The organism is Carnobacterium funditum DSM 5970, from assembly GCF_000744185.1.
Taxonomy (GTDB): domain Bacteria; phylum Bacillota; class Bacilli; order Lactobacillales; family Carnobacteriaceae; genus Carnobacterium_A; species Carnobacterium_A funditum.
Window position 1 is genome coordinate 437007 of record NZ_JQLL01000001.1, and the last position, 23882, is coordinate 460888.

At 34.6% G+C, this 23882-nt stretch carries 16 protein-coding genes; 2 read left to right on the top strand and 14 right to left on the bottom strand.

All coding sequences use genetic code 11. From position 1 onward, the window contains the following. The first annotated feature begins 10 nt into the window (after window positions 1-10). Window positions 11-877: a polysaccharide deacetylase family protein gene (locus BR44_RS01925; protein WP_034550147.1), complete on the top strand. Its 867-nt coding sequence runs from the start codon at window positions 11-13 to the stop codon at window positions 875-877. Further along, complete coding sequence (locus BR44_RS01930; protein ID WP_034550150.1) at window positions 877-2088, top strand: putative glycoside hydrolase; 1212 nt, start codon at window positions 877-879, stop codon at window positions 2086-2088. Before BR44_RS01925 ends, BR44_RS01930 begins: the two co-directional genes overlap by 1 nt. Window positions 2089-2169: 81 nt before the next feature. Here BR44_RS01930 and addA read toward each other — a convergent pair whose 3' ends face one another. From addA to glyQ, 14 genes are all read right to left on the bottom strand, one after another. Beyond that, on the bottom strand, window positions 2170-5964 hold the full coding sequence (gene addA / locus BR44_RS01935) for a helicase-exonuclease AddAB subunit AddA (RefSeq protein WP_034550152.1): 3795 nt from the start codon (window positions 5962-5964) through the stop codon (window positions 2170-2172). Further along, a complete protein-coding gene (locus BR44_RS01940) occupies window positions 5961-9575 on the bottom strand; it encodes a PD-(D/E)XK nuclease family protein (protein ID WP_034550155.1) in 3615 nt (1204 codons plus the stop codon). Before BR44_RS01940 ends, addA begins: the two co-directional genes overlap by 4 nt. Before the next feature lie 178 nt (window positions 9576-9753). Beyond that, complete coding sequence (locus BR44_RS01945) at window positions 9754-10023, bottom strand: DUF1294 domain-containing protein (protein ID WP_034550158.1); 270 nt, start codon at window positions 10021-10023, stop codon at window positions 9754-9756. Beyond that, complete coding sequence (gene pepT, locus BR44_RS01950; RefSeq protein ID WP_034550159.1) at window positions 10023-11258, bottom strand: peptidase T; 1236 nt, start codon at window positions 11256-11258, stop codon at window positions 10023-10025. Before pepT ends, BR44_RS01945 begins: the two co-directional genes overlap by 1 nt. Before the next feature lie 62 nt (window positions 11259-11320). Next, window positions 11321-12445, bottom strand: a complete 1125-nt coding sequence (locus tag BR44_RS01955) for a Nif3-like dinuclear metal center hexameric protein (protein WP_051912462.1) — start codon at window positions 12443-12445, stop codon at window positions 11321-11323. After that, window positions 12442-13149, bottom strand: coding sequence for a tRNA (adenine(22)-N(1))-methyltransferase (locus tag BR44_RS01960; RefSeq protein WP_034550161.1), 708 nt, complete (start codon window positions 13147-13149; stop codon window positions 12442-12444). Before BR44_RS01960 ends, BR44_RS01955 begins: the two co-directional genes overlap by 4 nt. Window positions 13150-13179: 30 nt before the next feature. Further along, window positions 13180-13638, bottom strand: coding sequence for a hypothetical protein (locus tag BR44_RS01965; protein ID WP_034550162.1), 459 nt, complete (start codon window positions 13636-13638; stop codon window positions 13180-13182). 131 nt (window positions 13639-13769) lie between these two features. Then, entirely contained in the window at window positions 13770-14885 is a 1116-nt protein-coding gene (gene rpoD, locus BR44_RS01970) for an RNA polymerase sigma factor RpoD (protein ID WP_034550164.1), read from the bottom strand. A gap of 42 nt (window positions 14886-14927) precedes the next feature. Further along, entirely contained in the window at window positions 14928-16793 is a 1866-nt protein-coding gene (gene dnaG / locus BR44_RS01975) for a DNA primase (RefSeq protein WP_245592980.1), read from the bottom strand. Window positions 16794-16967: 174 nt separating this feature from the next. Then, on the bottom strand, window positions 16968-17540 hold the full coding sequence (locus BR44_RS01980) for a hypothetical protein (RefSeq protein ID WP_034550166.1): 573 nt from the start codon (window positions 17538-17540) through the stop codon (window positions 16968-16970). 93 nt (window positions 17541-17633) lie between these two features. Then, complete coding sequence (locus BR44_RS01985) at window positions 17634-18155, bottom strand: transcription repressor NadR (protein ID WP_034550167.1); 522 nt, start codon at window positions 18153-18155, stop codon at window positions 17634-17636. Between the two features lie 130 nt (window positions 18156-18285). Next, window positions 18286-20001 carry an ABC transporter ATP-binding protein gene (locus BR44_RS01990; RefSeq protein WP_034550168.1) on the bottom strand — a complete coding sequence of 572 codons (1716 nt, stop codon included), beginning with the start codon at window positions 19999-20001 and terminating at the stop codon, window positions 18286-18288. Window positions 20002-20630: 629 nt separating this feature from the next. Then, window positions 20631-22715 (bottom strand): glycine--tRNA ligase subunit beta, encoded by a 2085-nt coding sequence (gene glyS, locus BR44_RS01995; RefSeq protein ID WP_034550169.1) that lies wholly within the window; start codon window positions 22713-22715, stop codon window positions 20631-20633. A gap of 1 nt (window position 22716) precedes the next feature. Then, on the bottom strand, window positions 22717-23628 hold the full coding sequence (gene glyQ / locus BR44_RS02000) for a glycine--tRNA ligase subunit alpha (RefSeq protein ID WP_034550170.1): 912 nt from the start codon (window positions 23626-23628) through the stop codon (window positions 22717-22719). Window positions 23629-23882: the final 254 nt, after the last annotated feature.

Genomic DNA, 23882 nt, shown 5'->3' on the forward strand with positions numbered 1-23882 from the left:
TGATAAAAAAATGAAACAAGTAGTTTCAATTTGTGGAGTAACTTTAATCAGTGCTTTGCTTCTAAGTGCCTGTCAAACAAACGATCCAGTTGCTTCCGGAACAAAATCAGACACTTCCTCTCTTACTCAGTCTAGCGAAAGCGACTCGAGTGCGATGAACGTATCGAGTGAGAGTGATTCATCTGAAAAGGGAACTGTAGCTGAAGAATCTCAATCTATAGAATATACCTATCAAGTCAATCCAGCTATTTTTACTATTGAACCAATGAACGAAGCAGATAATAAAAAAGTCGCTTTATTAACGTTTGATGATGCTCCTGATAAGCATGCAGTTGAGATTGCTAAAAAGTTAAAGTCTATTGATGCACCGGCTGTTTTTTTTATTAATGGTATGTATATAGAATCAGATGAAGGCAAAGAAATGCTGAAAGAAATATATGATATGGGATTCGAAATTGGGAATCATTCACAAACTCATGCAAACTTAAGTGCCATTAGTCCAGAAGAACAACGCGAAGAAATAGTAAAAACAAATGAGTTGATTTATGAAACAATTGGAATAAAACCTCGTTTCTTTAGAGCTCCATTCGGAGTAAATACAGATACATCAGCAGAAATCATCGAACAAGAAAATATGGTATTTATGAATTGGACCTATGGTTATGATTGGGAAGCAGAATATCAAAATCCCCAAGCCTTAACGGATGTTATGTTACATACGGAATACTTAAACGAAGGAGCAAACTTATTGATGCATGATCGCTCTTGGACAAATGAAGCAGTTGTTGGTATTGCAGAAGGTCTGAGAGAAAAAGGATATACATTAATAGATCCAGCACTTATTCTATCGCCAGAAAGAGAGGAATCTACTAAATAATGAATTACAATAAAATAACAACTAGTCTCTTATTAAGTTTGTTACTACTTGTGTCTTTTCCCTTAATAACTCAAGCAGAGAAACCTGTTAAGAATCCATTAATTGAAATTAATAGCCTCCCTCTTTTAAGTATCCCGAAACAATTTCCTGCACAATTTGCTTATGATAGTGGAATTGAAATTGCTTATCCTGAAGATGGTGTCAAAGGGGTCTACCTAACAGCTTACTCTGCTGGTGCACCAAAAAGAATGGCGGAATTATCTGAATTCGTCACATCCAGTGGTTTAAATGCGATGGTTATTGATGTAAAAGATGATATTGGACATCTGACTATGGATGTCAAATCAGATAATAAACTCATTCAAGAAAGCACACAAAACTATGTATCCGATCCAGAATTAATGATGAAAAACTTAGAAAAAAATCAAATTTACCCTATTGCTCGAGTCGTTGTTTTTAAAGATACTTTGCTAGCAGAAGCTAAACCAGAATTATCTTTTAAACGTTCGGACGGCAGTGTTTGGAAAAACAGTAATGGTGATGCGTTTGTGAACCCCTTCTCCAAAGAAGTATGGGATTACAATATTGAAGTAGCCAAACAAGCAGCAAAAATGGGATTTAAAGAAGTGCAGTTTGATTATGTTCGTTTTCCAGAAGGATTCGAAACTCAAAGCGATAGCTTAAGTTACACTCGTGGTGCTTATAAAGATAATGAGTTAGATGATGTGCAGCAACGTGTGGCTGCTGTGACGGACTTTGTTGAATATGCGCGTGAAGAACTACGCCCATACGGAGTCGAAGTTTCTGTAGATATTTTTGGTTATGCTGCTACGGTTCCAGAAGCTCCAGGAATTGGACAAAACTTCAGCAAAATTTCTGAAAATGTTGATGTGATTTCTTCGATGATTTATCCTAGTCATTGGGGGTCTTATTTTGGAATTGCAAAACCAGATTTAGAACCTTATAAATTGGTCCAAGAATACATGAAAGTTGAAAATAAATTATTAAGTACATTAAAAACGCCTCCTAAGTCAAGACCATGGTTGCAAGACTTTACTGCATCTTATCTAGGAGCTGGCAACTATATAAATTATGGTGCCCCTCAAGTATCTGATCAAGTTCGAGCATTACATGAAGCTGGCGTAAATGAGTTTCTATTATGGGATGCAAAAAACAGTTATACTCCAGGCGTAAATTACAACTTAAAATAAAAAACTCTTTTTTATAAAAATAATGGCTCCCTTCTTGTCTTATTGTATAGACGAAAAGGGAGCTTTTTTATTCTTTTTAGGCTAAGGTACTGAAACCAATTCATTGTTAGCTAGCAAACACAGGTAAGCTTGTGTAACTGGTTTATTTAAGATAAGTTCTAAGGCATTTCGATACAAATTCATTTGACCTTTATATTTTTCTAACATTTTTTCGCCGGCAGTAGGCCCATAGTGAGCAACTTGATCTGTTTTATAGTCAAAAAGAATAAGTTCATTCTCATATTCTAAATACCCATCAATAATCCCATGAATCAAAACATTATCTTCAGCATCAGGGTCTAAATCTGTGAATATTCTGTCAGCTTTTATTAATAACGAAAAAGGTGCTTCTCTTTTAACTTGTTGAGGATAAGTTAATAATAATTGTCCCAATTGACTTTCAAAAAAGTGAATAATTTTATCACTTTCTATTTTTTCAGCTACTTCCGATTGCATCATTCCACGATCAGCTAAGTTCATTATTAATTCAGTAATGGAACTAGCTGTAACAGGAGCAAAGAGATTAATAGATTGCATCACTAAATGTGTTGCCGTTCCAATTTCCGCATTTGTCGGGGCGCTCATTTCTGCCATAAATCTAGGACGCAGCAACTTGTCTTCCACGTAACGATTTTGATTTCGTGGCTGATTAACGTCTATTTTTACCATCAGCTCATCAGCAGGTTCTTCAAATAATCGTTTTATTTCTGAGACAGATTGATAACTAGTTGTATGAGTAGACCTTTCATAGCGATAAGAGTAATCCATCAAAGCTACTGCTTCATCCAATAGTTCTTGTTCCTCTATAACTAGTTTATTTTTTGAAACAGAAGCATCTAGTTTTTCAACCCACTTTTCATCTATCTCAAGGTCTTCTTGGATCATTTGTTCCTGAATCATACTTTCATCATAAAAATGAATCGAAAATTTAGCTGGATGATTTTTAACGTAAACGTTATTAGCTGTTATGGAAAGAAAGTCATTTTCTCCATCTGAATGTCTCATTAATGAGAGTCCAACCCACTTCATTAAGCTAGTTGCTGTTAGGCGAATATCGCTAGGCAAAACAGTTGGTTGATGACCACCTATTATTCCCCACTCTTTGTAGGCAGATTCTTCATCTTTATAAGAACCAATTAAAAATAATTTTTCCTCTGCACGTGTTAGAGCTACATATAATTTCCGCATTTCTTCTGATAACAGCTTAGCTTTTCGCTCAACCTTCAAAGCGATACCAGGTAATGAGGGATACCGAATGTGGCTTTCTTGATCTTTATATTCTGTTCCAACTCCGTACACCTCATTAAATAAATAACTTTTTCTAATATCTTGCAAATTAAATTGCTTCGTCAAATCCAACACAAATACAACGGGAAATTCTAATCCTTTACTTGCATGAATCGTCATCACACGTACCGCATCTTCATCTGCTGCGATAGCTTTTGGTTCAGCTAAATCTTTATCTTTTTCTTGCATTTTTTCAATAAATCGAACAAATTGAAAGAGTCCTTTAAAACTAGTTTGTTCATAGCTAGCCGCTCTTTCGTATAAGGCATGAAGATTTGCCTTACGTTGTCGTCCAGAACTCATGCCGCCTACATAATCAAGGAAATGAGTGTCTTTATAAATTGACCAGATTAACCCCACTAAATGCTCTCTTCTAGCTTCTTCTCTCCATTTTTTTAAATGCGTTAAAAATAAATCTATTTTATGAAATAACGCAGTTGTAAAAGCGCTAGCTTTATCTTCTCCAGGATAAGAGGCATAAAATTGATTAAGCGCTTCGTAATAGTCCCCCGTTTTTTGACTAATCCGAATAGAAGCCAATTCATTTTCATTTAGTCCAACAATTGGTGAGCGCAAAACAGCGGCTAAAGGAATATCTTGATAAGGATTATCAATAATTTTAAGCAAAGACATCATAATCGTAATCTCTGTAGTCTGAAAATAATTTTGTGTATCATTAACATGCAATGGAATAGACAGACGATTAAATATTTCTAGTAAAACCAAATTATTTTTCTTAGTAGGCGTCAGCAATACAATATCTTGGTATTTAATAGGACGATTGCATTTCAGTTTTTTATCATAAATGGGGAATTCTTCTTGAATCAATTGCTGAATTTTTTGCCCCACCATTAATAGTTCTCCTTGTGTCTTATCTTCGATTTGCATATCATAATCTAATGATTCTTCATCCGAATCTTCATCAGTGGTTTCTTTTCCTTTTTCATAAATGAGTATCTCTGTTGCATGCTGATTTGTTTCAGGAAAATCATTGAATCCTTGAATCAATTTAGCTGGTTCATTATAATCCATTTGACCAACTGATTTATCCATAATTTGTTCAAAAATTAAATTCGTAAATTGTAAAATTTCACCACGAGAGCGAAAATTTTCAGCTAAAATGATTCGCTCCCCCCCGTTTCTTTCGCCATATTGTTCGTATTTTTCTAAAAACAACCCAGGGTCAGCCAATCTAAAGGAATAGATAGATTGTTTTACGTCTCCCACCATAAAGAGATTTCCGTCTTTTGTGTTATCTTGCGTTAACCAATACATAATATTTTCCTGAAGCTGATTGATATCTTGGTATTCGTCAATCATCACTTCTTTAAACTTTTCTCTGTAGTGGATAGAAGCCTCTGTCGGCGTCCACTTCTGTTCTTCATTTTTAGCTAGAATTTGCAAAGTAAGGTGTTCTAGATCGTTAAAGTCTAATAAATTCCGTTCATTTTTTCTTTCACGGTAGGCTTGTGTAAAAATTTTTGTTACACGAGCCATTTCTTGAACAAGTGGAATAGCTTTTGACATCATATCAATTTGTTTTTCTAATGGTGTATTAAAATAAGCCTCTTTCATTTCCCCATAACGAGTCTTTGCTTGATCCCTAAATACTTTCATTTCGCTGCCCGCTTCTATCAAGCTATCCTCTACTGATTTTTTAACCGGTTTCCAACGAATGAATTCAAACGATTGTACTAACTGGTATGCATCTTGATAGGCATCAGCTTGAATAAGCTTGAATACCTCTGCAAAATGTGCTGCTTCGCTAGCAACTATTTCCGTTTGTTTCGCTAACTCCTCAGCACCATCCCCAATTTCAGCAGCAGTTATGTCTAATTCATTTAAACTAATTAAGATATCAGACATTTGAGGTTTCAATAATTTTTGAAATAACGTTCCTTTTGAAAAAGATTCAAGCTCGTTTTCATATAGGTCATAAAGGTGATCCAACCAATAAGCCGGATCGGGATTAGCTCTAGAAAATTCATAAAGTGAAAAGATAAGATCGGTCAACCCAACATCGCTACGGTCATTAGAATAAGCACGTGCTAAATCATGGAACGAATTTGTTTCAGACCCATAAAGAGATTCTCTAACCTCTTCCCACACGGCTTCTTTTAGTAAAATAATTTCTGTTTCATCTGTCAGTAATCTAAAAATCGGATCCAAGTCAATTAAAAAATAATAACGACGAATGACTTGTAAACAAAAAGCATGCAGTGTGCTGATAGATGCTTGAGTTAAGAGAGACATCTGTCTAACTAAGTGTTGCTTTTGTTCAGGATTACTTTCGCTAGTTATAGCTTGTTGAATAGCCGTTTTTATTCGTTCTTTCATTTCTCTGGCAGCAGCTTCTGTGTAGGTGACAATCAATAAGTCATCTACGTTAACACCAGCTTTAATTTTTTCAATCACTCGTTGTACCAAAACAGTTGTCTTACCTGAACCAGCTGAGGCAGAGACTAGAATGTTATGACCAGATTCATAAATAGACTGCCATTGACCATCTGTAAATCGGCTATTTAACGGTTTAATTGGCAATTGACTCATTCATTCCCCTCCTTTTCTTCTAAAATCATTCTAAGAATATCTTCGCGTGTCCGTTTCTCTTCTCGTCGATAATTATTTTCTGGTAGCATATTATCAAACTGAGAAACTGCCCTAAATTCGCCGTTTACAGTAGAAATATGTTGTCTTTTTTCATAAAATGGGTTCAGTGTTGTTACACCCTCTATAATTGCATTTCCAGCCTCTAAAATTAGTTTTTGATTGTGCATTCTTAAAGCAGCCATTTCTTCGAGTGTAACAAACTTACTCGATTTCAACGATTCATTTTTAAGTTGTTTAAACGGGTACACTAATGAAGCAGCGGTAGGTTCAATCGTATGGTCAAGAGCTAGTAGTAATTCTTCTTCTTCCAACAGAAGGCCATCTAATTTAAATTCTTTTAGCAATTCTGTTGTGATGGATTCTTCATTTTTTATTTGAGTATCTTTGATAAAGGGATTTTTTACATGAACATAAAATGCTCCTGCTGGTTTAGCTGAGTGGCCAATTAACTCATTGGCATTTAACAAAGCAGTATCCAAGTAGGTAATCATCTGCATTGCTAAGCCATAATAAGCATCAAAATAATTAAAGGTATGTGCACTTGATTTATAATCCACAACACTTAAATAATGTTGATCTTCTAGTACTAACGAATCAACACGATCAATTTTACCGCGTATGAATAATTGCCCCCCATTTTTCAAAGGAAAAGATAGACCTTCAACACCTTTTTGGTTTGCTAGCTGACCAAAGAGTACTTCTGTTTGAACAGTCTTCGTATTCGTTCTCCTGCTCTGATTACCAAGAGCCCACGCCATCTTTTTAACGGTTTGGCTTAATTGACTGCGGATGAACTTCATACGGTTAGAAGCCGATAGAATTGAGAATTTTGGTTTTTTAAACATAACGGCAAGAACTTCATCTGTAATAAGTTCAACGGTTTGAGTATTCAACTCGGACAGCGTCAAATCTCGGGTTAACAGGGATTTAAATAACTGATCTAATGCATCATGAAAGAATTCCCCAGTTCCTGCTGGAGATAGCCCAAATCTCTCACGTTCTTTTAATCTAAGTCCATATTGTAAAAAATGATTATATGGATCAGCATAAAAAGTTTCTAAGCGAGACACCGATAAATACAAATCTTTTCCGTATAAACTTGTGGCTATCTGACTTTTTAAAGGATGTGGGATATTTTTCTTTACTAAGCTATTCAACAAGTGATGAAAAACAGTTGTTAAGTTTTTGTCTCGTTTAAAATAACGGTAAATACCTGTCCAAAATGGCGACAATTGTCCTTTTTGATCTTGTTCTTTACGGAGAACCAATAAAAGCTGGCTCATTGTACTTTGTTTCGTCCCTACAAAACTTAACGTTTCCTTAAAGGTAGGATTTTCTAACGAAATGACTTCTCCAACTTTGAATTGAATCGGAAGAGCGAACCCTTTTACTATGCGTTCCACATAAGGGGAAATTTTTGAACCTTCTTTGGAATCACTGCTAAGCGGATAAGAGAAAATAAGTTTTTCTGAAGAATCTAAAAAAGCATTGTAGGCAATAAATGGTTCAGATGCCATCAAAACTTCCGATGATGGTTTTAGATATTTTCCGGATACTAAAAATTCAGCAAAAAAAGACCGATCTTCATTTGTTAACATACTTTTATTTTCATTTTTAGCAGGCAAATGAATATCTGTCATACCTAGTAAAAAGGTTACCTTCGCTGTGCCTATACGTGTCCCTTCAAGACCAGAAAAAATAACTTGATCAATATTAGGCGGCACAATACTATAGGATGCATTTTCAAAACCAGCAGATAAAATAGCTTGGAAACTTTCCATTTCAAAGTTTTCTTCTCCTAAGACTTCTACGTATTCATCTAACAGTTGTAGAAGAACCGACCAAATCTGTTCATGCTTTTTAGCCGTTTCTAACTCATTGCTTTCAATAGCTTGATCTCTCCAAAAAGTTAATTGTGTATCCACTCCGATTTTTTCCAAAAAAAGATACATTATTTTTGCAGCTTCAGCACCCGTTTTAGCTTTTTCAAGTTGAGTGAAAAAAGGCAATAAAGCATCTTTTAATAAAAACCTAACTTGATTAGCCGTTTGCTCAATTAACTGATCGGAGTCTGACTGGAAATCTGTGTCATCATAATAAAATTTAGTATAATGCCATGGATCTTTCATCGTCCAATGGAATCCTTCATAGCCATATGCCAATACAACATTTTCTGTAACGTCAATCTTATCACGAAAATCGTTAACGTGATTTTGAATGGATTGGATTCGAGACTTTCTTTCAACAGGCAGTTCAGCTGTTAATTCAGGAACAAATAACTCTGTCCGCAATAAGCGCATGACATCTGCATAACGCCAATTTTTACGTTTAATCGTCAATAAAGCATCAATAAACTCAACTAATGGATGTTGGTTCATTAAATCTGCACTATCGATAAAGGTTTCAATACCATTTTCCGCAAAAATTGGACCTAGAATCGTTAAATAATCGTTAGTATTTCGAGTTAAGATTAAAATATCTTTGTACCGATATTTTTCACTTTTTATCATTTTTCTGACTTCTTTTGCTACATGTGTTACTTCGGCTTGTTTATCTTCAGCTGCCCATACTTCAATGCAATCATCCATTGGAATTTGTTGTTTTCTATTGCTAAAGTCAATTGGAGTTAATTTATTTGTTTCAACCCAAAAGTCTTCTAATTGATTCAATTCTTCACAATATGAAGCATTAATTTGTTGAATGATTCGATCAGGAGCAACTGGTATATTTTCAATACGAGCAAGTTGATATAATTTGTAATAGGTTTCGCCAGCTGCTTGAAATAATTCATGCATTTCAGGTTTCTCGCTTGGATAGCCTTTATCTAATGTTAAAGAAATGGTAACTTTTTTAGCTGACTGCATTAAAGCTAGAATTAAAGCTTGTTCTTGAGCAGTAAAGCGAAAATAACTTTCAATATAAATAGTTGTATCCGAAAGATCCATTTTACGTAATTTTTCAATTAACGCTGTTAAAATATCCTCTGTTTCAATATATTTCCCTGCCAAAGAGGCATCAAAGGCTTGATACAATAATGAGATATCTTTTAATTTTAATTGGAAATCAACCTCTTGCGGGCTGGACCCTAAGCTGTTAACCAACACAACTAAGTCATCTTGTGTGATTCGACCTGTTCTTAATTCTAAAAATAAATCCGTTAGTTGTTGAACAAAACCGGTTTTCCGCACTTCCCCACGATAAATAACCAGTTGCTCTTCATAATCAATTAATAATTTACGGACAAGCATAGATAATCCCGAAGTCGTTAGTTGTGGTTTGATAAACGTATCGGTATCTTGAAGCCAATACCACGCTAAGCGATTAAAACTAAAGACTTGAAGATTCATCATACCCATCATCTTATTTTCGTTAAATGGCGGAAGTTCTCCAATTTTTTCGAGTACGGTCATTTCAGCCTCAAATTTAATATGATCGGGAACTAAGTAAAATACCTTCGCTTGTTTATTTGTGGCAAGTATATTAGCGATTTCATCTAGCATAAAGCCTCTTTTATCACGGTTAGCTCGGCCTAATATAAACTGCAACCCCATATAACATTCACCTCATCTACTATTTTTTATATCTCTAATCTAAGAGATAGTCTTATTAGCGTGTCCAATTAACCTCCGCTGCATAACTAAGTATAACAAAAACACTTCAAAAGTTAGGTTTTTAAATCTAATTTTGAAGTGTCTATGATGGATTAAATAAAACGTGCGATTTAATAGATTAGTCAAAAACTAAAAAGTAAAGAATAATACTAAGCATCACGATTATTCCAAAAGAATAGGTTATTTTAAACTTAAGTTCTCTGGTCTTATGTCTAAACAGATACATGCCAAGTAGACCACCTAAACCTCCGCCAACCAGTCCGAGTGTCAATAATCTTTTTTCAGGAATTCGCCATTTGTGTTGTCGAGCTTTCTTCTTATCGAGTCCCATCAAAATAAATAGCCAGCCATTTAAAGCAACGATATAAGCTACTAAATAAGTTACCATTAGTTTTTGTTTTTTGCATTTAAAGAAACAATTTCAACAATGACATCTGTAGCTCTCTGCATACTTTCTACTGCAACGAATTCATAACGACCATGAAAGTTTTCTCCACCTGCGAATATGTTTGGGGTTGGCAATCCCATAAATGAAATTTTGGAACCATCCGTCCCACCTCTAATGGGTTCAATAATTGGCTTGATACCCAGATTTTTCATCGCTTGTTCGGCTAGATCAACGACTGTCATATTTTTTTTGATGATTTCGCCCATATTGTAATAAGAATCTTTTAACTCAACAAAAATGCGTTCAACTCCGAGTTGTTCATTTAATTCTTTTGCGACGTGTTGAATGAAGGCTTTACGTTCTTCAAATTTAGCACGGTCATGATCACGAATAATATAGTCCATTCGAGCCTCTTCTACTTCTCCAGTCATACCTAATAAATGGAAAAAACCTTCTCTGCCACTTGTTTTTTCAGGAACGTCATTTTGAGGTAAAGCAGCATCAAAATCTAATGCGATTTTTAATGCATTAACCATCGTATCTTTTGCTGTTCCAGGGTGAACATTTTTACCTTGAATGTTTACAATTGCTGAAGCAGCATTAAAACTTTCGTATTCTAATTCCCCGACCGGTCCACCATCCATTGTATAAGCAAAATCGGCATTAAAATTTGCTACATCAAAAAGATTGGCGCCGATTCCAATTTCCTCATCAGGACCAAAAGCAATTCGAACAGTACCATGCTTAATCGTTGGGTCAGCAATTAAAATTTCCATCGCTGTCATAATTTCAGCAATACCAGCTTTATCATCAGCACCCAATAAAGTAGAGCCATCTGTAGTAATTAACGTTTTTCCAATATAATTTTTTAAATTAGGAAAATCCTTGGGTGATAACACAACATTTTTTTCTTCATTTAAAATAATTGTAGTTCCATCATAATTTTCATGAAACTGTGGATGAATATTTTTGGAATTAAAGTCAGCTGTATCCATATGTGCAATGAAACCAATTGTTGGAACGTCCTCATCAGTGTTTGCTGGTAATGTAGCTGTTACATAGCCATTATTTTCATTGTAAGAAATATCATTCAAACCAATGGTAGTCAATTCAGCCATCAGCGTTTTAGCAAATGTTACTTGTGAGAGTGTTGATGGAATCGTTGTACTTGATTCATCAGAACGTGTCTCCGTTTGAACATATCGAACAAAGCGAGGAACTAAATTTTTATACATAAAAAAACTCCTTTTTTAATACTCAAATTTTAATCATTCTACTTCATCTTTTAAAAGATGAATCAGATAAAACGATAAGGATCGGTATTTAATGTTGATGAACTAACGTCTAGATCCCAATTCAGTTCTTTACTCCAAGTGGTAAACAGACCCACAAGTTCTGTTTTACAAATACTTTCAATATGATGCCCAGGATCAATGACAGTCAGCCCGGAAGCGAGCATATCATGGCCAACATGATAATAAACGTCTCCTGTAATGTAAACCTCTGCGCCTTTTTTTACAGCATCTGGGTAAAATTTCCCAGCATCGCCACCACAAATAGCTACCCGTTGAATCATTTGAGAGGGATCATTTGTTATATACCGTAAGCCAGTTACACCAAAAACAGATTTTATTTTTATTGCAAATTCCTCTACAGAAATTGGGGCCTCTAGATTACCAACGCGTCCTAACCCATATTCGTCTAGGTAATTTTCTATCGTATAAATATCGTAGACCGGTTCTTCATAAGGATGGGTAAAAAAAAGTGCTTTTTCAACTTCAGAAGTTAATCTTTCTGGGAACATGACTTCAATACGCGCCTCTTGAACTTTTTCAATTTGATCTATTTGTCCGATATGTGGATGTGCTTGATTAACCGGAGTAAAACTTCCAGTTCCTTCAACAACATAAGTACAGTCCTTGTAGTTAGGGCCCACTTCCCCGGCACCTGCTTGAGTCAGTGCTTTAATCATGCTATCTTCATTAGCTAGTGGAACAAACACAACCAATTTTTTATATTTTTCTTTTTTTGTAACGGTCATAATTTCAGTATCCGTAATCCCAATTGCTTTTGCTAACCAGGCGTTCATACCATTCGTTGCTACATCAAGATTTGTATGGGCAGCATAAACTGAGATATTATTTTTTAATAGATTGGCATACATATTGATTTGTGGATCATCCGTTATGAGATTTTTTGCAGGCCGAAAAATGGGTGGATGATGGGCGAAGATTAAGTCCACTTTTTTTGAAATAGCTTCTTGTACAACTTCAGGGCGAACATCTAAAGTTACAAGCACTTTTTTTATTGGTTTATTTAAGGTTCCAATGGCTAATCCAACGGGATCTCCCTCTTCAGCTAAGTATGTGGGTGCAAATTCTTCAAATTTTCGAATCAGATCATACCCTAAGATGTCTTTCACTTTAACAACTCCTTAATAGCATCAATTTTGTTCTTAAAATCATATATTTTATCAGACTGATCTGTAGAAGATTTAGTTAAATCAGCTAATATCTGTTCGTTCTTTGCTAATTCAATCATCCATTTTTTTATAAATAATGGAGACCTTTCTTCTCTTAAGAAAAAACCAAATGCAATATCCTCCCCCAAAAAGGGAACGTTTAGTTTATTAGACTTTTCAGCGATTATGATTTCATATATTTTTTTATTTTCTTCGACTAATTCTTCTGCAATAACTTGATAGTTGTGTTCAATCAGCCACATTCTTAATTCGGCCTCATCTTTATTTGGCTGCAAAACGAGTCTTTCTTTACCTGTTAATTTCCCCATTTGATAACCTTCATCTAAAATGGTCGCGATTAAAACTCCACCCATACCACAAATTGTAACAACGGAAATCTGATCAGCATCAGGTGTAATTACTTCTAGTCCATCTCCTAATCGAACAAATACTTCATTTTGTAAGTTTAAACGTTTCACCTGATTTTCGGCAATCTGAAACGGTCCTTCAATAATCTCACCAGCAACAGCAAACTCAATCTTACCCTCCGTCGCAAGGACACAAGGTAGATACGCATGGTCTGATCCAATATCGGCTAGTCTTGAACCTTCAGGTACATAACTAGCTGCTCTTTCTAAGCGTAATGATAATTGTTTTATCTTCATTAATTTCCTGTCACTTCTTTCATTATAAAATTAATTTTTAAAGAAACTTTCATCTAATAAATAGCCTTCAGCTGCTTCTTTTGTTTTGAAAATGGCTTCCATTTTACCATCGGGCAAATTAACCGACCACATAGGGTTATCATATATCAAACGCAATACATCTCCGTTTTGGTCAAACCACAACTCGGAGTAACCTTCTTCATATCCGTCACTTGTTTTTTTCAAAAAAGCTAAAGCTTTATCAAGCAATCTCCTTATTTCTTGTTCATCAGCATCTAGTACTGAAATGTATCCTTTACTTGTTTCTTCTTTAGGTAAATACCCTGCATAAATGAGCGCATTCCCATTTTGATGGAGAAAACGAACGACTACCGTTTTGTCAACTGCGCTACTTTCAAAATGATAGTTGATTCTGTTCAATGAAACAGGTGCTGCGGTTAACTCTTTATACTCATCAAATAGAGCTTTTTTTTCTTCAAATGATAACATGTATTCTCATCCTCTCAAACTATCCTACTTTATTATTATAACAGTTTTTTTTAAATCGTGCTTTAATATGTTCAAACAAAAAACCAAGCAAACGGAAAATTCACCTGCTTGGTTTTTTACGAATATTTAGTTTATTCTAAGAAATCTTTTAACTGTTTTGAACGGCTTGGATGGCGTAATTTACGTAAAGCTTTGGCTTCTATCTGACGAATACGTTCGCGAGTTACACCGAATACTTTACCAACTTCTTCCAAAGTTCTTGTCCGACCATCATCAAGACCAAAACGTAAACGTAAAACATTTTCCTCTCGATCCGTTAATGTATCTAACACATCTTCAAGTTGTTCTTTCAACAGTTCATATGCTGCATTTTCTGCCGGGCTTGTTGCATCATGATCTTCAATAAAATCTCCTAAGTGAGAGTCATCTTCTTCACCAATTGGGGTTTCTAATGAAACGGGTTCTTGAGCAATTTTTAAGATTTCGCGTACTTTTTCAGTTGGGAGATCCATTTCTGCACCGATTTCTTCAGGTGTAGGTTCTCTTCCTAAATCTTGCAACAATTGGCGTTGAATGCGAATCAATTTATTGATGGTTTCAACCATATGCACGGGAATACGAATAGTACGCGCTTGGTCAGCAATAGCACGTGTAATCGCTTGGCGAATCCACCAAGTAGCATAAGTTGAAAACTTAAATCCTTTGGTATAATCAAATTTTTCTACAGCTTTCATTAACCCCATATTACCTTCTTGGATAAGATCTAAAAATTGCATTCCGCGTCCTACGTAACGTTTAGCAATACTAACAACTAAACGTAAGTTAGCTTCTGCTAATCGTTGCTTTGCTTCTTGATCGCCAGCTTCAATTTTTTTAGCCAGCATAACTTCTTCTGCAGCAGTTAATAAATTAACTCGGCCAATTTCTTTCAAATACATACGGACAGGATCGTTAATTTTTACGCCTGGAGGAGCCGTTAGATCTTCTGGTTTCTCAGCTTGTCCTTTTCGCTCTTTAGCTAACATTTGACGAACAGTTGGACCACCATCATCTCCCACAACACCAATTCCGCTATCTTCTACTTGTTGAATAAGTGCATCCATTTTATCGGCGTCTAATGTATAAGGAGTAGCCAATTTATTGGTTAAATCATCATAATGAATCGTTCCACTAGGTTTGTATTCTTTAATTACTGTCTTTACTGCATCTTTGTAAGATAATGTTATTACTTTTTTTTCTTCAGCCATAAAAAAATGCCTCCCCTTTTTCAATCTCACTTTTTTTTAACGCTACCCATTTTTTAATAAGCGGGACAGATCGACAATCTCAATCATTAATATTCTTAATTGAGCTTGATCACCTTTTTTAGCAGCCTCGGTCATTGCGTCTTTCGTTTGTTTCAATTGAGATTCTAATAATGATTTTCTTGAAATAACATCAATGTAGTCTTTAATTTCTTGTGGAGTAATCTCAACACCAAGAGATTGAAACTCAATTTCAACTATTTTATTTTTTAATTGAGTTTCTTTTACAAAATCGATAAAAGCCTCAATTGAAGTATCTGACAGAGTATATTGCGCATGTTCTTGAAAATTTTCATAATACAAATACAGCATTTGGTAATCATCATGAACAAAATAGAACTCTTCTGACAAATTTTTAATTTGAATCCTAACTTCTTCAAAATGAAACAATCGATTGAGTAATAATTGTTCAGCTCGTTCAACAGAGTCTAATTTCCCTCTTTGATTATGAACTTGAGGAAAAGTCGTTGAACGTACGTCTGGACTAGGTGTGTTCTTTTTGGGTTCTTTAGAACGTTTTTTTTGTTGCTCATAAAAGCGTAACTGAAACTGTTCGTTCAAAGAATCAATAGAAATATCAAATTCAACAGCTAATTGTTTCAAGTACATTTCTCGTTCGACTGCAGATGTGATTGTCAACATTTCGGTTAATATTTTCTCAATGTACCCAAGTCGCTCGCTTTCGTTCTTTAAGTTCACATCACGACGATAATAGTCCATTTTAAAACTAAACAAGGTATCTCTTCCGTGAGAAATAAGCTCTTTAAATACGGACGCACCTTTTTCGTTAATAAAATCATCCGGATCCATACCGTCAGGAAAAGATAGAATAGCTAAATCAAAATCTGATTGTTCTGTCAGTAAATCAGCTGCTCGTTTAGCAGCCTCAACCCCGGCATCATCACCATCGTAAGCAACCAACACTTGATCCGTTATCCGTTCTAGCATCTGAATCTGTTCATTCGTCAAACTTGTTCCCATTGAGGCTACACCATTTTGTATACCCACTTGCCAAGAAGCAATAACATCCATAAAACCTTCAAATAAAACAACTTCTTTTTCCCGTCGAACAGCTGGTCGTGCTTTATCAAAATTAAATAATACGCTTCGCTTATTGAAAAGATATGTTTCAGGACTATTCAAATATTTAGGCCCTGTTTCGAAGTCTGAAGTTTCAAACAGTCTCCCAGAAAAACCGACTACTTTTCCTTGTTGGTTACGAATAGGAAACATAATTCGATTGGAAAAACGATCTAGCAAGTCTCCATTTTCTTTTTCAATAAACAAACCAGATTCTTTTAACAATTCTTCTGGATAATCTTTGCCAACTAAATACTGTTGCAACAATGTACGCTCATGCGGAGCAAAACCGATACCAAACGTTTCAATTGTTTCTTGTGTCAATCCTCGTTTTAACAAATATGCTAAAGCTTCTTCACCTGCAGTTGTTTGTAACAAAATATGATGGAACAATTCAAGACTCTCCTCATGAATTTTAAAAAGAAAGTCTTTTTTTGAGTCTTTATTTTGCAGTTTTGCTTGTTCTCCACTAACTAATGCTTCGTCGACTTCAATCTGACTTAGTTCAGCTGTCTTCAAAACGGCCTCAGGAAAAGTTAACCCATCAACCTCCATCAAAAAAGAATAAACGTTTCCTCCGCGACCACAACTAAAGCAATGAAAAATTTGCTTTTCTTCAGTCACAGAAAATGATGGAGTTCGTTCATCATGGAAAGGACAAAAGCCAAAAAAGTTTTTCCCTTTCTTTTTGAGTTGTACGTATTGACTAATAACATCTGTAATATTGGTTTCTTGCCTGATTTTATTGACGGTTTCTTCAGGAATCCTCATTGCCAAACCATTCACCTCTTTAGTCAAATAAAACGCACTTTCTGACTACCAATGTAAGTAGCTAAGAAGTCGCACCAAATAAATCAGTGCGACTCAGTCTCTCCATTCTCTATAGACAGAAATATTCAAGTTTTATTATATCATATAAAACAGGTGTAGACAACATATTAACACCTAATCGTTTTTTACTTTCATAATCGAAGACGTAAAGCTTTTCCTAGCATTCAAAGATTTCCAAATAATAGAAGCAATTCCGAAATCAACCATGCTGTGTATAATGGTACCAATCCCTACCATTAGAAAAACAGATTGTAAAAATCCTTGATTATAATACGTATCTGTTACATTTCCTCCAAAGTAAAAAAAAGAAACGACTGCTACTTCTGCAACGGCATGAACCACACCAATAACAAATGAAAAAAATTGTGCTTTTAGTGGATTACCAATGATTTCTGGGTGGTTTTTCACCCAAAAGGCCCCTACGATAGCAAATATCACATGAGTCAACGCTCTTAATGCAACAACCAAAGGAAATCCGCTAATCAAAAATCCAAAAGCTGTTCCCAAAGCAACGAAAACTGCAATAGCTGGAGAAATAAATAGAGCAATAAATATAGCTACATGGCTTCCTAAGGTAAAAGAAGCGGGTTCTAAAATAATTTTAACTGGGGAAATAATTGGTATCATAATACCAATAGCTATAAGTAAAGCTGATATTGTTAATTTATGAACGTTTTTTGTATGCATCTGAACATCTCCAATTTAATATCATTGCGCAAGTGTCAAGACACCTGCATAATTATATTATAAAGAAATTAAATTAGATGTCAAGACAGTTATTTAATCTTGATACAACAGGTTTTCAACTGATAGCTGCTGAATGATTCTATCAAAAATTTCTTTATCTTTACATGCAATTGTATGCAAATGAACACCTTGTGTTAACTCTGACAATAAGTTTGCTTGTGATTTATTTATTTTTCGAAGAAATTGGTCAGCATCATGTCGAGATCCAATATTCAACTGTCCTTTTAACTCACCGTAGACGGGATGCTCTACAATGACGTCAATTAGCTCTCCACCATTGTCCACTATTGCATATAATTCTTTTTGAGTTTCGTCAGCTTTATGTGTACAAGCAATTTTTCTTATATATCGCTCATCTTGACTTTCTTCAATATTTAAAACATACCCTTTAGGTGTTGCTGTAATATCTATTCCTGTAGCTCTAATTAAAGCAATATCGCCAACAATAATCTGGCGACTAACTTTTAATTTTTTCGCTAATACAGAAGCACTTATCGGCGTTCTGTTTTTTTTTAAAGTACCTACTATGTTGTTTCTCCTTGTAGAAGGCTCCATATCTTCATTCCTTTCAGTTTAGTAAACAACAACATAGACATTATTGAAGTTGTTATTATTTAAATTTATTTAAGAACAGTCTAATAATATTATTAATACGTTTTTCATCTTATGTTTCGTATTTATTCTATTAGACTAAAAATTGAGCTTCATACAATCGCCGATAGGATCCATTTAAGGCCATCAATTCATCATGACTCCCCTCTTCAGATATGCCTCTTTCATTTACAACAATTATCCTAGTAGCATGTTTAATCGTCGCTAAACGATGCGCGATAATGAGAGTTGTCCTTCCCACCGACAAAGAGTTCAAAGAATCTTGAATAGCTTGTTCGGTTTCGGTATCCAATGCTGAAGTGGCTTCGTCTAAAATTAGTATCGGTGGATTTTTTAAGAACATTCGAGCAATGGATACGCGTTGCTTTTGCCCCCCTGATAACTTAACTCCACGTTCACCAATAATCGTGTCTAAACCTTCAGGCAAGTCTAGTATAACTTGTTCTAGGTGTGCTAAACGAACGACTTCTGTTATTTCATCTTCACTAGCAGCCAATTTACCGTATAAAATATTTTCGCGTAGGCTGCCTGGAAATAAGAATACATCTTGTTGAACAATTCCTATTTGATTTCTCAGCGATTCCATCGTCACATCTTGAATATTTATCCCGTCAATTAAAAGTTCACCTTCATTTATTTCGTAGAAACGAGGCAATAAATTACAAATAGTGGTCTTTCCTGCTCCACTTGGTCCGACAAAGGCAATTGTTTCTCCTGCAGTAATAGATAAATCAATGTGATCCAAAACTTTATTAGTTGAATCATACCAAAATGAAATGTCTTTATATTGAATATTTCCTTTGACTGGAGGAAGAGCTTTAGCATTTAACTTATCTTGAATAGTAGGTTTTTTCCCTAGTTCTTCTTGGAAGCGTTTAAATCCTGCAATCCCTTTTGGGTAGCTTTCGATCATTGTATTTACTTTTTCAATTGGGCGGACAAAGATATTAGCTAGCAATATAAAAGCCACAAAATCACCGTAAGTAATTTCTTCTCTGATTGTATAGAACGCTCCAAAAAATAAAGCGAACAAATTAATTAATCGGATTAAAAAATAATTATAAGAAGAACTAATTCCCATCATTTTATAAAAAAGCATTTTTGATTTTCTATATGCTTGGTTTAATAGTTCGAATCGGCCAGCTTCAAATTTTTCATTAGCAAAAGCTTGAACTTCTCGAATTCCACTGACCGAAGCTTCAATTCCAGCATTAAACTTTCCTAAATTTCGATAAATTTCTATATTAACACGAGTCATTTTTTTATTAAAAAATATTAATGCGATCATGATAAAAGGAATCAAGATAAATGTTGCTATGGCTAACTTGACGTGAATCGTCAACATCAAAATAAAAGCCCCAATTAAGGTTATTAAAGTAATAAAAATATCTTCAGGCCCATGATGAGCAACTTCAGATATCTCAAACAAGTCTGTTGTTAAACGTGCCATTAACTTACCCGTTTTTTTATTATCATAATAGCTAAAAGATTGTTGCTGAAGGTGTGAATAGAGTTCGCAACGCATGTCTGTTTCAATATTAACGCCTAGAGTATGACCAAAATAAACGACAACATATTGAAGGACAGTATTTACCATATATAAAAATAAAAGTGAAAGAGATGCTGTGACAATTAATGACCAATTTTCTGTCGGTAGCATGTCACTTATTACACGATTGACAACAACTGGAAAAGCTAACTCTAATGATGCTGCTAAAATAGCGCAACAAAAATCAAGATAGAATAATTTTTTATAAGGGCGATAATAACTAAAAAACTGTTTTAACATAAAATCCTCCTTTATCCATTACTTTATCTATTATAGGTAATAAACCATATAAATGAAAGGCGCAATATGTTGCTTTTCATTTACATGGTTTGATAGTTTGATGAACTTAATCTACCATAACGCTATCCCCTCTTTCTTTCAGGTTTCAAAATTCCTATTCGCTAACACCTTTCGAGGCAAGACACCCCATTAACACTATAGTTAGGTTATATTTTTTATCTTTTGCTACACATAATAAAGTAATAGTTCTTTTTTTAACTTTTTTTTATTAAATTGACAAAATGATTGCTGTCTTTATTACTTTTTAATTCATTTAAATAATTTTTTTAAAACTATTTTTAAACTGTTCAAAATTTTCGGAATTGTAACCAAATGCTTTCTGATTTTATCAGATGGTGCAATTTATTTTTCCCATAGATCGTATTGAGCTTTTTCTTTAGAAATACCTCTCGGTCAGATTCAATCAACTAAACTTCGGAAATAATCGTGTTTTTCAACATCTTCATAAATTACGTTTCATTTTCACTCTATTTCTTCCTTCTATCAAAATGATGAGTGACTGAATAAAAAACCCTACTAAAGAAATGATATCTTTAGTAGAGCAAAAAAAGCAAAAAATGTTTATTTTTTTATTTAACAACTAGTTTATCAATACTTGCAAAAGAAAGCGTCAGTCTTGCAATCTGCATTAATAAAGACAATCGATTGTTCCGGATACTTTCATTGCCCGTCATTACCATATTTTCATCAAAGAAATCGTCTATGAAAGGCTGTAAACTTTCTAATTCCTTAAATTTTCCTTCTGTTTCCAATTCATTAAAACTAGCTTGTATTTTTTCTACTTGATTAGCTAAATTGGCTTCAGAATCTGTTTCAAATAATGACACATTAATTTTATGGTCTATAAAATCAATAACCTTATTATTTTTTCTTGCTAAGTTTAAAACACGCGTTAGTGATTCTATTGTTGGTTTAAATGAACTATCTGTTAAGTGTTTTTCTAACGTACGACTTGTTTCAAGTATATCTATCAGATTTTCTTGATTCGAATGCAAAGCTGCGTCAATAATATCATAACGTATTTTTTCATTACGCATAAATTGTTGTAGTCGTGCTTTTATAAAATCAACTAATTCAGAGCCAGTCTTTTCATAACCTGGTAGCAACTCTTTTGAATCGGCTGTTAGTGTACTAAGAATATCTTTTCTAAGCGTATCTATTGGGAAGAACCAATTTTCTTTTTCTATAATACGAACTAATCCATATGCTTGGCGTCTCAATGCAAAAGGATCATTGGATCCTGTTGGGATTTTTCCAATAGCAAAGAAGGACATCATACTTTCTAGTTTATCTGCTAATGCTAAGACAGCTCCGATTGAACTTTTAGGCAGCTCGCCATCGCTTGAGATAGGTAGATAATGCTCACGGATTGCTGTTGCCACAGCTGGTGATTCTCCTTGTAATAATGCATATTTTTCCCCCATTATCCCTTGCAGTTCTGGAAACTCCCCAACAACGTTGGTAACTAAATCAAATTTATATATTTCTGCTGCACGATTAAGACCAATCATTTCATCGTCAGTTAAACCAACACTTGTTCCGATAGTTGCTGCAAAAGAGCGAACACGTTGGATTTTTTCATAAACAGATCCAATTTTTTCATGGAATGTCACTTGTTTTAATTGTTCCACACATTTTTCAATCGTTCGTTTTTTATCTTCCTCATAGAAGAATAATCCGTCTTCTAAACGTGCAGTTAAGACTTTTTCGTTACCCCTAACAACATTTTCGATAAACTCCGCATTTCCATTTCGAACTGAAATAAAGTACGGTAACAAATTCCCAGAATGATCAGCAACATCTACATATCTTTGATGATCTCTCATAGAAGTAATTAAAATTTCTTCGGGTATTTCTAAGTAAGTTGGGTTGTACTTACCATAAAAAGCTGTAGGATACTCAACTAGATTATTTATTTCTTCTAGTAAATCAGGATTGATTGAAACATTCCAGTTGTGTTCTTTTGAGATATCTTCAATTTGAGAAATAATCATATTTTGACGTTTGTTGCTATCTGCAATCACAAATTCTTTTTCCAAATCATTCTCATAGTCTAATGCGGTTGAAAATGTTACCTGTTTACCCAAGAACCGATGCCCCCTACTAGTATTGGAGGTATGGATATCCAATAAAGAGAATGGAATAACCTCTTCATCCAACATAGCTGTAATCCAATGAATTGGTCGAATATAATTAAAGTGGTAGTCAGCCCAGTTCATACTTACTGGGAAAGTCATCGCTGTGATTACTTTATCTAAATGAGTTAAAATAGATTTTGCTGCTTGTCCTTCAATGAACTTATCCACATGAACGTACTCAATACCATTAATTTCTTTAAAATAAATCTCTTCTACACTTAACTTTTGTCCGCGAACAAATCCCATTGCTGCTTTACTCCAATTTCCTTCAGCATCTAATGCAATCTTTTTTGCAGGACCTTTAACTGATTCTTCAACATCTACTTGTCTATCAGATAAATCTTTAACCATAACAGCTAGTCTTCTAGGTGTAGAGAAAGCTAAAACTTCCCCATAACTTAGTCTATTATCGTCTAGAAATTGTTTCATTTTTTGAACTAATTGTTGACTGCTGGGTGAAACAATATGTGCAGGTATTTCTTCTAAACCGATTTCTAACAACAAATTTTTAGTCATATTAATTTACCTCCTCAGTTGAATTCGAATCACTTTTGAGCAACGGATAACCAAGTTTTTCTCGTTCATTAACAAACGCAAGCGCAATAGCTCGTGCCATCTTACGAATTCGAGATAAATAACCCGCACGTTCAGTAACTGAAACAGCTCCACGTGCATCTAATAAATTAAATGTATGGCTACATTTCAAAACATAATCATAGGCAGGGTGGACCAATCCTGCTTCAATTTGAATCGTAGCTTCTTTCTCATAGTCTTCAAATAATTGAAGCAATAAGTCTTGATTGCTATTCTCGAATGCATATTTAGAATGTTCGAATTCAGGTTGAATGAAAATTTCACCATATTTCACACCCTTAGTCCATTGAATATCATAGACACTGTCTACTTCTTGAATATAAGAAGCTAACCGTTCTAGTCCATAAGTGATTTCACTGGTTACAGGATGACATTCTAAACCACCAACTTGTTGGAAGTAAGTGAATTGAGTAATTTCCATTCCATCTAGCCAAACTTCCCAACCTAAACCGGCACATCCCATTGAAGGATTTTCCCAGTTATCTTCAACAAAACGAATGTCATGTTTTAAAGGATCAATGCCTAATAAAATTAAACTATCCAGATAAAGTTCTTGAATATTTTCTGGAGAAGGTTTCATGACTACTTGAAATTGGTGATGCTGAAACAAACGATTAGGGTTTTCTCCGTAACGACCATCGGCTGGACGTCTTGACGGTTCAACGTATGCTGCATTCCATGGCTCGGGTCCAATAGCTCTTAAAAAAGTATAAGGACTCATTGTTCCCGCTCCTTTTTCAGTATCATACGATTGCATTAATAAACAACCTTTATTTGACCAGTAGTTTTGTAAGGTTAGAATAATCTCTTGAAATGTTAACGGTTCTTTTTTCATTCAAAACACTCCTTTTAATAGTTTAATGTAAAATAAAATAAAAAAGTCGTCCCTATGTTGACAAATATCAACATAGGGACGACTTATCATCGCGGTTCCACCCTAATTCCAGTAATTTAACTACTAGCATCTTTATTGGACAGCTCCAGAATGCCTTTCGATTTCTATCTAGATTTGGCTTTCACTATCCCAAATTCGCTGAAACAAGATTATATAAAATCTACTATATTTCTTTCTACGCTGCTTATTCTATT

What these genes read in the sequence shown, in the direction of transcription:
- rpoD (WP_034550164.1), bottom strand. Translation starts at nt 14,885, where the DNA reads ATGGCTGAAGAAAAAAAAGTAATAACATTATCTTACAAAGATGCAGTA.
- glyQ (WP_034550170.1), bottom strand. Translation starts at nt 23,628, where the DNA reads ATGAAAAAAGAACCGTTAACATTTCAAGAGATTATTCTAACCTTACAA.
- BR44_RS01930 (WP_034550150.1), top strand. Translation starts at nt 877, where the DNA reads ATGAATTACAATAAAATAACAACTAGTCTCTTATTAAGTTTGTTACTA.
- BR44_RS01965 (WP_034550162.1), bottom strand. Translation starts at nt 13,638, where the DNA reads ATGTTATCATTTGAAGAAAAAAAAGCTCTATTTGATGAGTATAAAGAG.
- addA (WP_034550152.1), bottom strand. Translation starts at nt 5,964, where the DNA reads ATGAGTCAATTGCCAATTAAACCGTTAAATAGCCGATTTACAGATGGT.
- BR44_RS01925 (WP_034550147.1), top strand. Translation starts at nt 11, where the DNA reads ATGAAACAAGTAGTTTCAATTTGTGGAGTAACTTTAATCAGTGCTTTG.
- BR44_RS01945 (WP_034550158.1), bottom strand. Translation starts at nt 10,023, where the DNA reads ATGGTAACTTATTTAGTAGCTTATATCGTTGCTTTAAATGGCTGGCTA.
- pepT (WP_034550159.1), bottom strand. Translation starts at nt 11,258, where the DNA reads ATGTATAAAAATTTAGTTCCTCGCTTTGTTCGATATGTTCAAACGGAG.
- BR44_RS01985 (WP_034550167.1), bottom strand. Translation starts at nt 18,155, where the DNA reads ATGGAGCCTTCTACAAGGAGAAACAACATAGTAGGTACTTTAAAAAAA.
- BR44_RS01990 (WP_034550168.1), bottom strand. Translation starts at nt 20,001, where the DNA reads ATGTTAAAACAGTTTTTTAGTTATTATCGCCCTTATAAAAAATTATTC.
- glyS (WP_034550169.1), bottom strand. Translation starts at nt 22,715, where the DNA reads ATGACTAAAAATTTGTTGTTAGAAATCGGTTTAGAAGAAATACCTGCA.
- BR44_RS01960 (WP_034550161.1), bottom strand. Translation starts at nt 13,149, where the DNA reads ATGAAGATAAAACAATTATCATTACGCTTAGAAAGAGCAGCTAGTTAT.
- BR44_RS01940 (WP_034550155.1), bottom strand. Translation starts at nt 9,575, where the DNA reads ATGGGGTTGCAGTTTATATTAGGCCGAGCTAACCGTGATAAAAGAGGC.
- dnaG (WP_245592980.1), bottom strand. Translation starts at nt 16,793, where the DNA reads ATGAGGATTCCTGAAGAAACCGTCAATAAAATCAGGCAAGAAACCAAT.
- BR44_RS01980 (WP_034550166.1), bottom strand. Translation starts at nt 17,540, where the DNA reads ATGCATACAAAAAACGTTCATAAATTAACAATATCAGCTTTACTTATA.